General features: G+C 43.6%; 11 protein-coding genes. 4 read left to right on the forward strand and 7 right to left on the reverse strand.

Features of this window, described 5'->3' with window-relative positions:
• Positions 1 to 21: 21 nt before the first annotated feature.
• The 3 genes from ACRD7A_RS03210 to ACRD7A_RS03220 are packed head-to-tail and all read right to left on the reverse strand — an operon-like array spanning position 22 to position 3144.
• On the reverse strand, positions 22 to 999 hold the full coding sequence (locus tag ACRD7A_RS03210; RefSeq protein WP_430809915.1) for a type I phosphomannose isomerase catalytic subunit: 978 nt from the start codon (positions 997 to 999) through the stop codon (positions 22 to 24).
• 48 nt (positions 1000 to 1047) lie between these two features.
• The gene (locus ACRD7A_RS03215) at positions 1048 to 2136 is read right to left on the reverse strand and encodes an ROK family protein (protein WP_430809916.1); all 1089 of its coding nucleotides are present in this window, start codon (positions 2134 to 2136) and stop codon (positions 1048 to 1050) included.
• 30 nt (positions 2137 to 2166) lie between these two features.
• Positions 2167 to 3144, reverse strand: coding sequence for a LacI family DNA-binding transcriptional regulator (locus ACRD7A_RS03220; protein WP_430809917.1), 978 nt, complete (start codon positions 3142 to 3144; stop codon positions 2167 to 2169).
• Positions 3145 to 3394: 250 nt separating this feature from the next.
• Here ACRD7A_RS03220 and ACRD7A_RS03225 point away from each other — a divergent pair, with 250 nt between their 5' ends.
• A complete protein-coding gene (locus tag ACRD7A_RS03225) occupies positions 3395 to 4348 on the forward strand; it encodes an endonuclease/exonuclease/phosphatase family protein (RefSeq protein WP_430809918.1) in 954 nt (317 codons plus the stop codon).
• A gap of 104 nt (positions 4349 to 4452) precedes the next feature.
• On the opposite strand, the gene ACRD7A_RS03230 is transcribed toward ACRD7A_RS03225, so the two are convergent.
• Positions 4453 to 5667 (reverse strand): PNGase F N-terminal domain-containing protein, encoded by a 1215-nt coding sequence (locus ACRD7A_RS03230; RefSeq protein ID WP_430809919.1) that lies wholly within the window; start codon positions 5665 to 5667, stop codon positions 4453 to 4455.
• Positions 5668 to 6111: 444 nt separating this feature from the next.
• Entirely contained in the window at positions 6112 to 7476 is a 1365-nt protein-coding gene (locus ACRD7A_RS03235; protein ID WP_430817925.1) for a DUF3078 domain-containing protein, read from the reverse strand.
• Between the two features lie 430 nt (positions 7477 to 7906).
• On the opposite strand from ACRD7A_RS03235, the gene tnaA reads away from it, so the two are divergent.
• Together tnaA and ACRD7A_RS03245 are read left to right on the forward strand one after the other, a co-directional pair.
• A complete protein-coding gene (gene tnaA / locus ACRD7A_RS03240; RefSeq protein ID WP_430809921.1) occupies positions 7907 to 9298 on the forward strand; it encodes a tryptophanase TnaA in 1392 nt (463 codons plus the stop codon).
• Between the two features lie 170 nt (positions 9299 to 9468).
• Complete coding sequence (locus ACRD7A_RS03245) at positions 9469 to 10809, forward strand: MATE family efflux transporter (RefSeq protein WP_430809922.1); 1341 nt, start codon at positions 9469 to 9471, stop codon at positions 10807 to 10809.
• 48 nt (positions 10810 to 10857) lie between these two features.
• Here the strand turns inward: ACRD7A_RS03245 and ACRD7A_RS03250 are convergent, their stop codons facing one another.
• Both ACRD7A_RS03250 and ACRD7A_RS03255 read right to left on the reverse strand, forming a co-directional pair.
• A complete protein-coding gene (locus ACRD7A_RS03250; RefSeq protein ID WP_430809923.1) occupies positions 10858 to 11742 on the reverse strand; it encodes a MerR family transcriptional regulator in 885 nt (294 codons plus the stop codon).
• 138 nt (positions 11743 to 11880) lie between these two features.
• Positions 11881 to 13257, reverse strand: coding sequence for a fasciclin domain-containing protein (locus ACRD7A_RS03255; protein WP_430809924.1), 1377 nt, complete (start codon positions 13255 to 13257; stop codon positions 11881 to 11883).
• Positions 13258 to 13501: 244 nt separating this feature from the next.
• Here ACRD7A_RS03255 and ACRD7A_RS03260 point away from each other — a divergent pair, with 244 nt between their 5' ends.
• The gene (locus tag ACRD7A_RS03260; protein WP_430809925.1) at positions 13502 to 14377 is read left to right on the forward strand and encodes a YicC/YloC family endoribonuclease; all 876 of its coding nucleotides are present in this window, start codon (positions 13502 to 13504) and stop codon (positions 14375 to 14377) included.
• Positions 14378 to 14462: the final 85 nt, after the last annotated feature.

The raw sequence follows: 14462 nt of genomic DNA on the forward strand, positions 1-14462 counted from the left end.
TTTTTATTCAGTTAACTGTGCTTAGGCTTCAATATACACTTCCAGTAACTTTGCCGTCCCTTCAGCACTTATCTCCACTTCATTGATGGCAGCCGGCAATAAAGTAGCCTCCATCTCTTTCAACTCAACATCAACACCATTGGCTTTGATAGTGCAAGCACCGCCTACGTTCATCAAAATAACGAAGGACTTCTTTTCACTGTAGTCCTTTTGTAAACCACCTTCTACCTGCAGCATATTAGTAGTAAAATACTGACAGGAAGCCACATTGACAGAGCTATTGACCACTGCCTGATAGTCCACCTTACCCGATGCATCATCGGAGAAGTCCATGGCATCCATCGCTAATTCGTGGTGCAGCTCACGCGGATTACCAAACTTATCACGACGATCGAAATCATAAATTCGGTAGGTAATGTCCGAGGTTTGTTGAATCTCAGCAATCAGATTACCACTACCAATGGAATGCACCTTACCGGCAGGAATAAAAAAGGCATCGCCCTCGGCGGTCGGGTGCTTGGCCATCAGCTCCATTAGTTTACCCGATGAATGATAGGTCTCAAATTCCCCGGCCGTCGTTTTTTTGCTAAAGCCCGAAATCAAACCGGCACCCTTTTCGGCATCCACCACATACCACATTTCAGTTTTACCGAATGAATCGTGCTTCACCTTTGCCAATTCATCATCGGGATGTACCTGAATAGACAGGTCGTCGTTGGCATCAATGTATTTGATCAACAGAGGAAAGTTAGTGCCAAACTGTTGATATACTTTCTCACCCAGTAGATCACCTTTGTAGGCCTCAATCAGTTCCAGCATGTTTTTCCCAGCCAGCTCACCATTGCTCACCACAGATAAATCATTCTTCAAGCCCGACACAGCAAAATTCTCACCGATCTTCACGTCTTCAGCCACTTCAACATTTAGTTTCTGAGGTATTTTTTTACCTCCCCATATCATCTCTTTCAGAATGGGTTGAAATTTTAATGGATACAACATTGTATATTCTCCTTTTGTATGGTTATTATTCTATTTTAGTTCTCCCGCTTACTGATCCAGTTGACTCAGTGCATAGGCATAGGCACCAATGGCAATCGCCTCGCTGGCATCAAGCTTACTGGTTGCAATGGCAATTTTCTGCTCCGGTGAATAATCCACCTTCTTATCAGTAAAAGGTACGGTAATTTGATGACTTTGGGTATGAAAAAATGCTTCCTTTTCATCGGCATTATCAAGGCAATAGACTTTTTGTACCAGGCGATCCTGACCATTATCAAACTGCCCTTTAATCACCTGCATCACAGCGGGCATGTACAGGCTACTGGCTCCGGTGAGGCCACCGCCAATTACTACAATACCGTCAAATAGGTTAATTAAATTGGCTACTGCATCGCCCAGATGGCGGCCAAAAATCGCAAAAGCCTCACGTGCCGCATCCTTATTACCTTCCTTATTACCCTCTGCAATATCAAACACATCTTTGGGCATTAGCGAAGCTGTGTTACCACTCAAACGGTTGTACTCGTTAATAATGGCACGGGTACTCACGCCTTCTTCGGCGTTGCGCTCAGGCGATACAGCATTACTGACATTCCAAACCTCGGCCACAATACTATTATCGCCAGCAATCAGCACATTGTCGTGCACCAGTCCGGCACCAAATCCGGTGCCTAGGGTTAAACCAATCAGATTCTTATAGCATTTTGTGCTACCCTGCTCCTTCAATGCGGTATTTATCTCAGGAAGGATGCCCCCCAAAGCCTCTCCATAAGCATAAAGATCCCCATCATTTTGTATGAAAACAGGAATACCAAAATGATGTGCTAACATTGGCCCCAAGGCTACACCCCCACGAAAAGCCGGAAGATTACCCAGGTCGCCAATGATACCATTGGGATAATCGGCAGGACCGGGAAAGGCAAAACTAATGGCCTCTGGCTGATGATCCAACTGTGCAACCACAGCTTCGAAGCCTTCGATCATATTTTTCAAACAGCGCTCCAGCTGATCGCCGTTGGCTGCTTTTTTAATGGGAGCCAGCAGGCTTTTCCCGCCACGCATGGCATTAAAAACAAAATTTGTACCGCCTGCATCCAGCGTCATAACGGTTCTCTTGTCGGAATAAATACTACTCATAGGTTCTTATTAAGGAATAATATTAAGATTTTATCTATCAATAATTTTGCTCGAATAACATCGGTTCACGGGTACTTTTCCATCTTCAATTTGCTTACATAGTAACTCTACACAGTCATGAGCAATCTCTCTGCCGGGTTGCAAAGCAGACACCACTCGCGGATACGCATAATCAAACAAATCAAGATTATCGAAGGTTGCAAAGTGAAGTTTATCAACGGCCAAAGGATAATATTTATTAACCGCCCACAAAGCATGGGCAGTCATCACATTATTTAAAAACAGAATACCATCGGGTGGATGCGGCAAGCTAAAAAAATGATGCATCGCCTTCAGAACACCTGCCTTTAACTCCTTCCCATCAAGCTCCTGCATTAGTGACGCATCCGCAGCCATACCATGCTTTTTCAAAGCTTCCTTATAACCCCTGACACGATCTTGTATAGTGGGCAAAAAAGCCGATAACTGCAACAGACCGATGTGTCTACAGCCCTTTTTTACAAGATTTTCGGTGAGCGCAAAAGCAGTCTCGGTATTATTAATTGTCAGGGCTGCGGGAGAACTATCCGTAAAAAGCCGATCGAAACACACCGTTGGAATCATAGCCGATTTATCGAGGGGCGCACAAGGTGCAATAATAACGCCATCGATCTGTCGCTTGGCAAAAGCATCCAGTATAGCTTCCTGCTTATCGGCCCTTTCATCTTTACTGGCCACCATCACCGAGTATCCACGCTGCTCTGCATAATACTCTACCAGCCGCGCAATCTTACCAAAGAAGGGATTAGAAATATCAGGCACAACAAAACCAAGTGTATAAGACCGCCCCATGCTCAGACTTCGCGCCAGATGGTTGGGTACATAATTTAGCTTTCGAGCCGTGTCCAATACCCGCCTCTGGGTTTCAGCACTGATATTCATCTCATTACCCCGTCCGTTTAGTACAAACGACACGGTGGTTTTTGACACACCCAAGTGCTCTGCAATGGTTTTAATCGATGGTTTCACACACTTTACTAAACCGGTTAAGTTGCAAATATACACAAGAAAGCCACTACGCGCAAACTTGGCCAACAAGGAAAGATAATCTGCTTAAAATACTACCTTAGCACAATAAAATCTTAAAGCTACCATGCAAAACAAAGTTCAAGTATCCCCCAAAAACAGCATAAAGATCGCAAGCATATTATTAATATGCCTGTCACTATTCCTCTCGCTAACGGGCTGCAAAAGCAATCAAAAACAAGAGATTAAGGTCATGCAGTTTAATATATGGCAAGAGGGAACGGTAGTGGAAAAGGGTTATCCAGCCATACTCGATGAAGTAATACGCCTTGAGGCCGATGTGATTGCCTTAAGTGAAGTACGCAACTACAAGGGTGAAATACTGGCTGATCGCCTTGTGAATGACTTTAACAAACGCGGCTACACTTTCTATTCGCAAAAGAGTCAGGATAGTGGTATCTTATCTCGTTATCCTATCCTTTCACAGGAAGACCTGTATCCTGTGAAAAACGACCAGGGATCAGTAACCAAGGCCCTCATCGATATTAATGGCACAGTACTGGCATTTTACAGCGCCCACCTCGATTACCGCCACTGCGCTTTATATTTACCCCGTTCTTATGATGGCACCACTTGGAAAAAACTGGATAAACCGGTGACCGATACTGCGCTTATTGCGGCCTACAATAATCAATCTATGCGCGATGAAGCCATAAGAGCAATCATTGCCGATGCTAGTGAAGAAAGGGAAAAAGGTCGTTTGGTAATGCTGGGGGGTGACCTGAACGAACCCTCCCATCTGGATTGGGTGAGTGCTACCAAGGATCGCTATGATCATAACGGCGTTGTAATGCAGTGGCCCAATACCAAGACCCTTGAAAAGGCCGGATTCATTGATGCCTACCGGCAACAGTACCCCAATGTACTAACGCATCCCGGCTTTACTTATCCAGCTGATAACCCGCTTGTCGACATAAAAAAACTAGCCTGGAGCCCCGATGCCGATGACCGTGATCGAATAGATTATATTTTTTACCAAGCTGACAAACGCCTGAAGTTAAGAGATATTAGCATTGTGGGGCCACGCGGATCCATCGCACGCAACCGGCGGGTCACTGAAGATACACAGGATCCAATCATACTGCCGGACGGCACCTGGCCCACTGATCACAAAGCCATATTGGCAACTTTTATCCTCGCGAAGTAAAACTCATAAAAAAAGCTCACCATTTCCAGTGAGCTTTCATTTTTTATCTAATACTGATGAGCTGACTCCCAAACTCTTTACACCAATTCAACTTTATCATTTACCTACTCTTCCCAGGTAAGGTAAGCCGAAACCAACCAGTGGTTCAGTTTATCACCATCGATCTCTTGGGCCTCGGGAATGCTAAAAGTGAAGGTATGTTCACCGGCAGCCACATCAAGATCCACCACCACAGGCTGAACATCGGAACCGGGGCACCAGTTGGAGCGCGATAGATCGGACGATGCCAAACGCTCTTCAATAACCTTCTCCTTATACTTTCGCGCCTTGCTATCGATATAAGTAGCTGTATCCTTAATTAACCAAAGACCCGAACCCGGATTAAAGCGACGAAAAGCGGCACAGTCATCACGCCAGGGAATGAAGTTAATCACCTCTTCACCATCCACCTTCACAATATTTACCTTCTTCACAAATTCATCGCCACCGGAGTGACCACCATGTCCTGTGGTAATATAGTTCAATTTTACATTAGAAACACCGGCCGGCACAGTCGCCTTCATCACCAAGTCCTTACGACTAAACAAATCAACATGTTTTTGACCACGATAGTAAGGAATGGTATTCAACAAGGGCTGAACCCCTGTCTTGGGTTTAGCAGCGTAGAGATAGTCTGTTTCATCGAACTTCAACTCGGCCGATACAGTATACCCTTCTTTGGTCCAGGTATCAATCCACACCCCTACCCACACATCGCCTTCCAGCAATGATAAACGATCGGTGATATCCTGCTCCCACACCACTTTATCTTCCCAATGCGGAATATAAACTGGCTTACGCAAGTCCATCTTATCATTATAAAAACCTATACCAAAGGGTGTCATAAAACGCATCAGCTCAACCACGGGTTGATACTCACCGGCAGCAACCACACCGGGCAGTCCTTCATGCTCTTCCAGACCTTTGGGCAAGTCGCCACCCGCCTGAAGCGATACAAAATTTGGCATGGCACCCTCAGGTATCACAAAAAAGGAACCCGACTTATCCCAACGATCACCAGCTGAAGCCACCGTTACTTTGACCGAAGCAGCCACCTCGCGATCATAGCTTGGCAAACTAATCTTTTTCATTAAAATTCGACCATCCATAATCCGGTAAACCTTATCACTCTGATCCAGTTCTGCATCAAAAGCGCCCCCATCGAAATACAAATGCTCGTTATCAAACACTACCATGTGCTTATCGCCAATTGATGGCACCTCCTTTGGTCCGCAAGCAAACAGCAATACGGCCAGTAACAATAAAATCGTATTCTTCATGTGTTTATTATTTATTTATCAAACGCTAACTCATCCCTCCGCCAATATTACCCCATTCAATATACGGCGTTTCACTTTAATAATACAAGTTAAGCTTCACATCCCCACATCAGAATAGATTACATATGGGCACAAAAAGAAAGCCGCCTTAAAGCATTCTTTAAGACGACTTTCAACTTTTAACCAAACCTAACCCTAAACTATGAGAAAACTTACTCAATATCTTGTTGACACACTTGTGTCGAAATTTCTTTTTGATTTGTAAGAAGCGACGTCTAAATGTCGTTGTTTTCCCTTTTTCTTACACTGCAAATGTAAGCGCTTTTATCGCTAACACATAATAAGGAACGTTAAAAGAAGTTAAAGGCCATCTTAAGAAATTATTAAATCCGAAACCCCCAGCTAACAACAGACTCACAATCAATTCTTTTACAAAAACCACCATTAAAAATTATAACTAAAGTTAATATTAAAATTTTCTCGCAGCTGCACTTTGTCCGATTCGTTGGTAAAATAACGAAGATGCCCCAGTATTCGGGTTGATAAAAAACGATTGATCTTCATATCCAGAATCACCTCCCAGTCAATTTGCACACGGCGGTCCTTATCCTTATCCGGCTTTCCCAAATATTGGTAGAAGGCATCGAGGCGCGAAGATAACTTAAACTCACGGCTAATATTATGGCTGATATTATTCACCACAGAAATACCATTCACGATGTTTCCATTGCGCCCCTCCTGGATGCCGTAATCGGTTTCATCGAACTTACGGGTATTCGCAACCAGTGTTAAACGCGAGGTGATAGGGGATAATAGAAGGGTAAACTTTTTGTCGGGCTTATAATCCATACCGACGGCAAACGACATATAGGCCGGTGCCAGAAAACCGGATACCGGGTCTCCATCGGGCTTGTCATAGCCATAAAAGAACTGTGTTTTGAAATTATACAGAAAACTATAGTACCATTTCTGCGATGCCTTTAAACCATATTTTGTATTCAGCTCTATCAGGTCGGTATTAACTTTTCCTTTTTCGGTTTCGGTAGATACAATCCCCACCTTATGAATGATGTAATTATCCCATTCATGCTTATTTTTCTTATAGTTAGCAGTCAAACGCAGGTCACTACCAAGGCTCACATTACTCTCTCCTCCTTTTACCCAATTATCCACATAGCCTTGCGACAGCAATATATTCTCGGTTCCTTCAAAGGTCCAGGGACCGGTTTTTATGGATATCTTTTCTAGATTCGTCTGTGTTTCATAGGAATGATTATGTAGCAAGGTTCTAATACCTGCTTGTGCCGAACGACGTTCCAAAAAACCATCTTCGCCAAGTTTGGGAGCATCAGGAATTGAGTCCCACACGGCACCCATACTGCTCAGATGCGTAAACATAAAACGATCGTGAGCCTCAGCAATAAAATACCGCTTCGAAAACACATCAGCGTAGGATTTACTCAATTGCTGCCCTTGCATAAAATCCTGATATGCATTCAATGTTTCCTCAGCACTATTGCGCGGCACAAATTTTATCTCAGGATAGGACGGCACTCTAAATTTAGGAGCGAACCTGTAAGTTTTAACCTTCTTATCGACTAAAGGCGGGAAAAGATGAACCGCAAAAATACTTTCCCGGTCAACATGCTTAATAATGTAATCCTTAAGAAACATGGGCTTTAAAGTCGTCTTGGCCTCGTTAGTTTGATAACGATAGAAAGAAGAATACCAACCCACCGACAATGATTGCTCCTGCCGATCGGGCAAAACACTTGACACCTTCTGCTGCGCCAAGCCATTAGCCGGCATGCACATTGATAAAACGACGCAAAATAAAGTCAAACCCAAGCGCCCGAAAACTGATAATATTCTAATGATAATTGTATCGTTCATTTCAAAAACAAAAATAGCAGCATTATCCTAAACAGAAAAAGAAAAGCGCTTAAGAGATGACTTATCTCACTTTGGTCAATCTTATTTTTGTCAGGTGCTATAGTTTTTTACATTTGCAATAGTAACTCATGCTAAAATGGTAAATACAAACATACAATCCGTATTATCCACCCGGCTGTTTCTCAACATTAAAAACCGGGACGAATTTACCTTCTAATACCAACAACCGTTGGTAACACTTTCTACTGCACATTTTTGCATCAACTAATACAATGGCACAAAATACTATGCGATGGCTTGTTGGTACTCGGCATCGTAAATTATAAAATCCAAAAAATCTAAGATAATGGAACTTCCTTTTTCTGAATCATTTAAAATTAAGATGGTTGAACCCATCCGCAAAAGCACCCGCGAAGAACGTGCCGCATGGATTAAGGCAGCACGATACAACTTATTTAACCTGCGCAGCGATCAGGTATTTATTGACCTCCTTACGGACAGCGGTACCGGTGCCATGAGCGACCGTCAGTGGGCCGCTATGATGCTGGGCGATGAGAGCTATGCCGGAGCTTCATCCTATTACAACCTAAAAAATGCCATTAAGAACATCATTGGCTTTGATTACTTTCTACCCACCCACCAGGGAAGAGCTGCTGAAAATGTGCTTTTCTCAGCGCTTGTAAAAGAAGGCGATGTGGTACCGGGTAATACCCATTTCGATACTACCAAAGGCCATATCGAGTTTCGCAAGGCACAAGCCATTGACTGTACCATCGATGAGGCTTTCAACACCACCCTTGACCATCCCTTTAAAGGCAACCTAGATCTTAACAAGCTGGAAAATGTACTACAGAGTCACCCCCAGGAAAATATCCCTATGATTATTGTTACAGTCACCTGTAACTCATCAGGCGGGCAGCCTGTTTCCATGAAAAACATGCGAGAAGTATACAAGCTGGCTAAATCGTATGGCATTCGCGTATTGTTTGATTCGGCACGCTTCGCAGAGAACGCCTATTTCATAAAAATGCGCGAGGAAGGTTATGGGGATAAGAGCATTAAAGAAATTGTGAAAGAAATGTATAGTTATGCCGATGGCATGACCATGAGTAGTAAGAAAGATGCCATTGTGAACATGGGTGGTTTTATTGCGCTACGCGAAGAAAAATTGTTTAAAAAAGCCAGTCAGTTTAATATTATCTACGAAGGCTTTGTAACCTACGGAGGCATGTCGGGCCGCGATATGAACGCCCTGGCGCAAGGCTTGGATGAAGGCACGGAGTTTGATTACCTGGACACCCGGATCAAGCAGGTGGCCTACCTGGGCAATAAACTCAAAGAATTTGGCATACCGGTGCAGGAGCCCTTTGGCGGCCATGCCATTTTTGTTGACGCTAAACGCTTTTTACCGCATCTACCCAAGGAGGAATTTATTGCCCAAACACTGGCCGTTGAGCTATATAAGGAAGCCGGTATACGGGGTGTTGAGATTGGCACACTGCTGGCTGATCGCGATCCTTCAACCCGCGAAAACAGATACCCGGCACTGGAACTCTTGCGCCTGGCCATACCCCGCCGCGTTTACACCAATAATCATATGGATGTAATTGCCGTGGCTCTTAAAAATGTTTATGATCGACGATCTGAGATAAGCACGGGATATCGCATCGTGAACGAAGCGCCGCTAATGCGCCACTTCACCGTTGAGCTGACACCTGCCTTGAAGGAAACCGTTTAAATTGAGCAATAAGCCCCTTAAGAGAAGGTCGGTTCACCCATGAGCCGGCCTTTTTTGACGCTGTCGTTGCACACCCACTTCTTTTTTCTTTGCTTTGTATTCCACTAACAAAGATATAAACCAAAACCGATGACTGTTGGTTTTACTTGTCACAAAACACAAATAATTCAATGAGAGACCTGACCGTAGGCAACGAAGCGAAACTGATTTTTAAATTTGCATTACCTATGGTATTGGGCAATCTACTGCAACAGATGTATCATGTTGTAGACAGCATTATTGTAGGTAACTACCTGGGTACAGAAGCGCTGGCTGCCATTGGTGCCTCATCCCCCATCTTTTATGCCCTTATTGCCTTTGTTATTGGCATTGGCAGTGGTGCCACCATCATCATCAGCCAGTATTTTGGAGCTAAAAACCTGGAAAAGGTAAAACGTGCCATCGACACCAGTTACATCTTCTTGTTTGGCGCTTCTATCATCATCACCACCATCGGCATCGTTTTTAGCGATGATATATTTCGGCTATTACATGTTGAGGAAGAGGTAATACCATTAGCCACCGACTATTTCAATGTATTTATGATGGGTATGATTGCCTTCTTCGGCTTTAGCGGTACCTCATCCATACTGCGGGGCCTGGGCGACTCCATGACACCCCTCTATTTTATGGTGGTGGCCACGGTGGTGAATATTGTGCTCGACATTGTATTTATTGTGGTGTTTGAGTGGGGCATCAGCGGGGTAGCTTATGCCACATTAATAGCACAGGCAGGCGCCTTTATTACGGGTGCCATCTACCTGAATAAGAAGCATGAAATCATTTCCTTTAATGTCTTTAAGTTTCGCTTCGACAAGGAACTATTTATGCAGAGTATTCGCATTGGCTTACCCACAGGCTTCCAACAAACCTTTGTGGCACTGGGCATCATGGCCCTTATTCGCATTGTCAACAACTTCGACACCAATGTATTGGCAGCTTTTTCTGTGGCCAGCCGTATCGATGCACTGGCCGCCATGCCGGCCCTTAACCTGGCCAGTGCGCTGTCGGCCTTTGTGGGCCAAAACCTGGGGGCGCAAAAGGTTGATCGCATCAAAAAAGGACTACGCGCTACCCTTTTTATGGCTTGGGGAATCTCACTGGTGGTAATGCTTATCGTTGTATTTTTTGGCGCTTATATTATGCAGGTATTCACCAAAGACCCGTCGGTTATTGCCCATGGCAGCAATTATCTGGTAATTGTCAGCTCGTTCTATATGATATTCTCCACCATGTTTGTAATGCATGGTGTGTTACGCGGGGCCGGCGACACACTTATTCCCATGTTTATCACCTTGTTCTCTCTGTGGGTGATACGCATCCCCTTTGCCATTGTTCTGTCGAAACATTTTGGTGTGAACGGCATCTGGTGGGCCATACCCATCGGCTGGAGCATGGGACTTATAGGCTCCATCGCCTATTATTTCACCGGACGATGGAAACTAAAAAGCGTGGTGAAAAGAAATCAATAATCGGCAGTATCCACAACAAACTAATTTGACAAGCTCATCCCAAAGACGCTAAAGACGGCTTAACTTGGTTTTGAATTCCTGCGATGCACTCACTATCTGAAAAAGAGGTGGTAACTGCGGCTGCAACTCCCGCACCTGCAAGCCCATCACATATACTGGTATGTCCGGTATATTGTGTGCAATATCATTCATGATGGCTTCCAGATTCTCCTTTTCAGTGGCATTAACAAAAGACGTAAACAAAGCATCGGCACCACGCACCTCCACGACCACCTTTAAATCACACACAGGAACTGATGCCCCCAGGTATATTACCTGATAGCCTTCTTTGCGGGCGATAAGACTGTAAAACAAGAGGCCAATCTCATGCAAATCATGCTCCGGAAGGAAAAAGACAATGGTTTTATCGGACTGCGGAACAAAATTTTGCATCTCATTATCGATGGCCACAATCAATTTTTGTCGAATAAGGTTGGAGATAAAATGCTCCTGCGACGGATTAATGGTGCCTGTTTGCCACAGGATGCCAATACGATTAAGAAAGGGAAATAAAATAGCTTCAACAGTAGCTTCAAAACCAAGCTTGATGATGGAGTTGCTAAGCACATTGCTAAACTTACTCTCGTCTAACTCCAGCATGGCCACCAAAAGGCTTTCGACCTGCACCCCCACATTGCGCGTGTCCAGACATAAGTCAATGACGCGGTCGCGCAGCTGGCCCTCATCCATATGGGCTATCTTCGATATTTTATAACCATTCTGGTTAAGTATTGATACATTTAAAATTCGTTTTAAATCCTCATCGCTGTAAAAACGTATGTTAGTGGCCGTTCGCTGCGGCTCGATCAGCTTATAACGACGCTCCCATATACGAATGGTATGCGCTTTAATACCGGAGATTTTCTCCAAATCTTTAATTGAATAAGATGCCATATCTGGTTCCCTGTAATGCAACTTTATTTATTGAAGCTAAAACGTTGGGGGACTAATAATGTTCAGCCTTGCGCGCATTTTCATTAACAAAAATGGGGGCAACAAGTGCCCCCATCAACCCAAGGTCGAAACCGACTATTAAGGAACAATCACCTTATCAATCACGTGAATTATTCCATTGACCCCCTGAATATCAGGTGCTACAACATTAATGGTTTCATCAATTGTTACGCCATTATCAATGTTAACCGCCAAACTCTTCTCTGTATTTAAGGTAGGAACATTCCCATTGCTTAGTCCATTTGAAGCTACATTACCACTCACAACATGGGCCAACAATATAGGTGTCAGGTCGTCTTTAGTTAGTGGATCTATTCCACTAACACCCAAGTCAGCAAAGACTTGTTCAAAGGCTGCATTGGTAGGGGCAAATACCGTAAACGGACCGTCTCCCGACAACGTTGTAGCCAGTTCAGCCTTTACAACAGCGGCAACCAAAGTACTGAAATCAGGATTATCGATAGCAATATCAACGACGGTAGGCGGCATAATCACTTTATTAATGGCATGAATAATACCGTTAGTAGCTACCACATCGGTGGCAATTACCTCACTATCTCCATTCAGAAATACACCTCCCTCAGTATCAATCTTTAAATTAATCGCACGCTCATAAGCAGTACTCAGCGTTGAAACATAACCGGCCTCAACCATACTTGCCGGCACTACATCGCCCAGCGCGTGATATAATATTACCGATGACAAGGTTTCAGCACTCAGGTCGTCTAATCCTATACCCAACTCTGTAAAAAAGTCATTGAAAGCATCATTCGTTGGCGCAAATACAGTAAAAGAGGCCTCATCATCATCCAGTGCGCCGGCCAAATCGGCTTTTGTTACACCGGCTACAAGAGAACTAAAAGCAGGGTTGGCAACAGCATGATCGGTGATACTCATTGGTAGCATAACCTTATCAATAACATGTATTACACCGTTATCCGCTTCGATGTCAGTCGCAGTAATTCTAGCCCTGCTATTGATCATGGCCATTTCCATGTCTACGTAGAATGATAAACCATAGCCGTCAACAGGCCCTGAACTCATAGTAGAATAATAACCAGTTGCAATCATGGAAGCTTTGTTGGTACCCGTCGTTACATGATACAACAACACATCGGTTAAAACGTCATTGGGTATATCATCCAAACCTGCCACACCCAATTCCTCTAATAAATCTTCAAAGGCAGTATTGGTGGGGGCAAAAACAGTTAAGGATGCATCCTTCGTTGCCAGATCATCATCAAGACCCGCCTTTTTAAGTGCCGCCACAAGAATACTAAAGTCAGCATTTCCGGCAGCAATGTCAGTGATGGTCATTGATTCTTCCGGCAGGGGTTTTTCGTTACCCGAGTTATCATCATCATCGTCGTCACACGATACGTTTACAAAGGCGAGGCCCAGTAAAACAATAAAAATCCAAAGATTTCTTCCTAAAATGTCAGTTACTCGTTTCATGTCCTTAATATTTAATAGGTTTTCAAATGGTGATTTGTAAGAGAAACTGTAATGAGACAATTTTGTTTAATCATTTTTAGTTTTTATTAAACATTATTACTCCTTCTAAATAATACTTATTGATTGTTTGATGTTTAGTGAAATTATTTAGACGGATATTTTAAAAATACAAGTCAGAATTTAAGCTCCCCTAATAATGGAAAAACATTACCTTTGCGCTTTACTATAGAAATACAAGAGACTTATGATTCAATCGATGACCGGTTATGGCAAGGCTGTTTGTGAATTGCCGAATAAAAAGATCAGCATAGAAATAAAATCGCTAAACAGTAAGCAGCTGGATTTAAACACGCGCATTCCAAACCTGTACCGGGAAAAAGAAATTGAAATAAGAAGCCTGCTGGGTAAAAAATTATCGCGGGGTAAAATTGACCTTAGCTTTTATGTGGAGGCCGCCACATCAGACAAGATAACCAAGGTTAACCAGCAGGTTATTAAAAACTATCACGAGCAACTAAAGACTGTAGCACAGGAACTGGGCTTGGATAATAACACTGACTACCTGAAAGTGATTATGCCCCTGCCTGATACTGTGAAGGTAGAACTGGCTGAACTGGACGAAGAGGAATGGAAGGCCATTGCTCAAACACTCAATGCCGCCATTACTGATATTATAAGCTTTCGTAAGCGCGAAGGGCTGGCCCTTGAAAATGACATACGTGAGCGCATTGCCCTCATTGCCCAATTACTGACGGAGGTACCTCAATATGAAACGCAGCGAATTGACAAGATTAAAACCCGCATCCGCGAAAATTTGGAAGAGCTGGGGCAAAACAACAAAATTGATGAGAACCGCTTTGAGCAGGAAGTCATCTTTTATCTGGAAAAACTGGATATTACAGAAGAAAAAGTACGCCTTAGCAATCACCTGGAATATTTCTTAGAAACCATGCAAAGCCGCGATGCCGTGGGTAAGAAACTGGGCTTTATCACGCAGGAGATAGGACGCGAAATTAACACCCTGGGATCCAAGGCCAACGATGCCGACCTGCAGAAAATTGTTATACGCATGAAAGACGAGCTCGAGAAAATTAAAGAACAAAACCTCAACGTATTATAAATAATGAAGGCTGTAGTTTACAATAGCGTTTTAATTTTGTAACTTAATGAGAAAATGCCATGGATACCGCCAAAATAAAAGAAGT

It is taken from the genome of Carboxylicivirga longa (genome assembly GCF_050589825.1).
Lineage (GTDB): Bacteria > Bacteroidota > Bacteroidia > Bacteroidales > Marinilabiliaceae > Carboxylicivirga > Carboxylicivirga longa.

Bases quoted from the DNA above. Each gene is read 5' to 3' on its own strand.
- ACRD7A_RS03210 (WP_430809915.1), bottom strand. From the start codon at position 999: ATGTTGTATCCATTAAAATTTCAACCCATTCTGAAAGAGATGATATGG.
- ACRD7A_RS03215 (WP_430809916.1), bottom strand. From the start codon at position 2,136: ATGAGTAGTATTTATTCCGACAAGAGAACCGTTATGACGCTGGATGCA.
- ACRD7A_RS03225 (WP_430809918.1), top strand. From the start codon at position 3,395: ATGCAGTTTAATATATGGCAAGAGGGAACGGTAGTGGAAAAGGGTTAT.
- ACRD7A_RS03230 (WP_430809919.1), bottom strand. From the start codon at position 5,667: ATGAAGAATACGATTTTATTGTTACTGGCCGTATTGCTGTTTGCTTGC.
- ACRD7A_RS03235 (WP_430817925.1), bottom strand. From the start codon at position 7,476: ATGCCGGCTAATGGCTTGGCGCAGCAGAAGGTGTCAAGTGTTTTGCCC.
- tnaA (WP_430809921.1), top strand. From the start codon at position 7,907: ATGGAACTTCCTTTTTCTGAATCATTTAAAATTAAGATGGTTGAACCC.
- ACRD7A_RS03245 (WP_430809922.1), top strand. From the start codon at position 9,469: ATGAGAGACCTGACCGTAGGCAACGAAGCGAAACTGATTTTTAAATTT.
- ACRD7A_RS03250 (WP_430809923.1), bottom strand. From the start codon at position 11,742: ATGGCATCTTATTCAATTAAAGATTTGGAGAAAATCTCCGGTATTAAA.
- ACRD7A_RS03255 (WP_430809924.1), bottom strand. From the start codon at position 13,257: ATGAAACGAGTAACTGACATTTTAGGAAGAAATCTTTGGATTTTTATT.
- ACRD7A_RS03260 (WP_430809925.1), top strand. From the start codon at position 13,502: ATGATTCAATCGATGACCGGTTATGGCAAGGCTGTTTGTGAATTGCCG.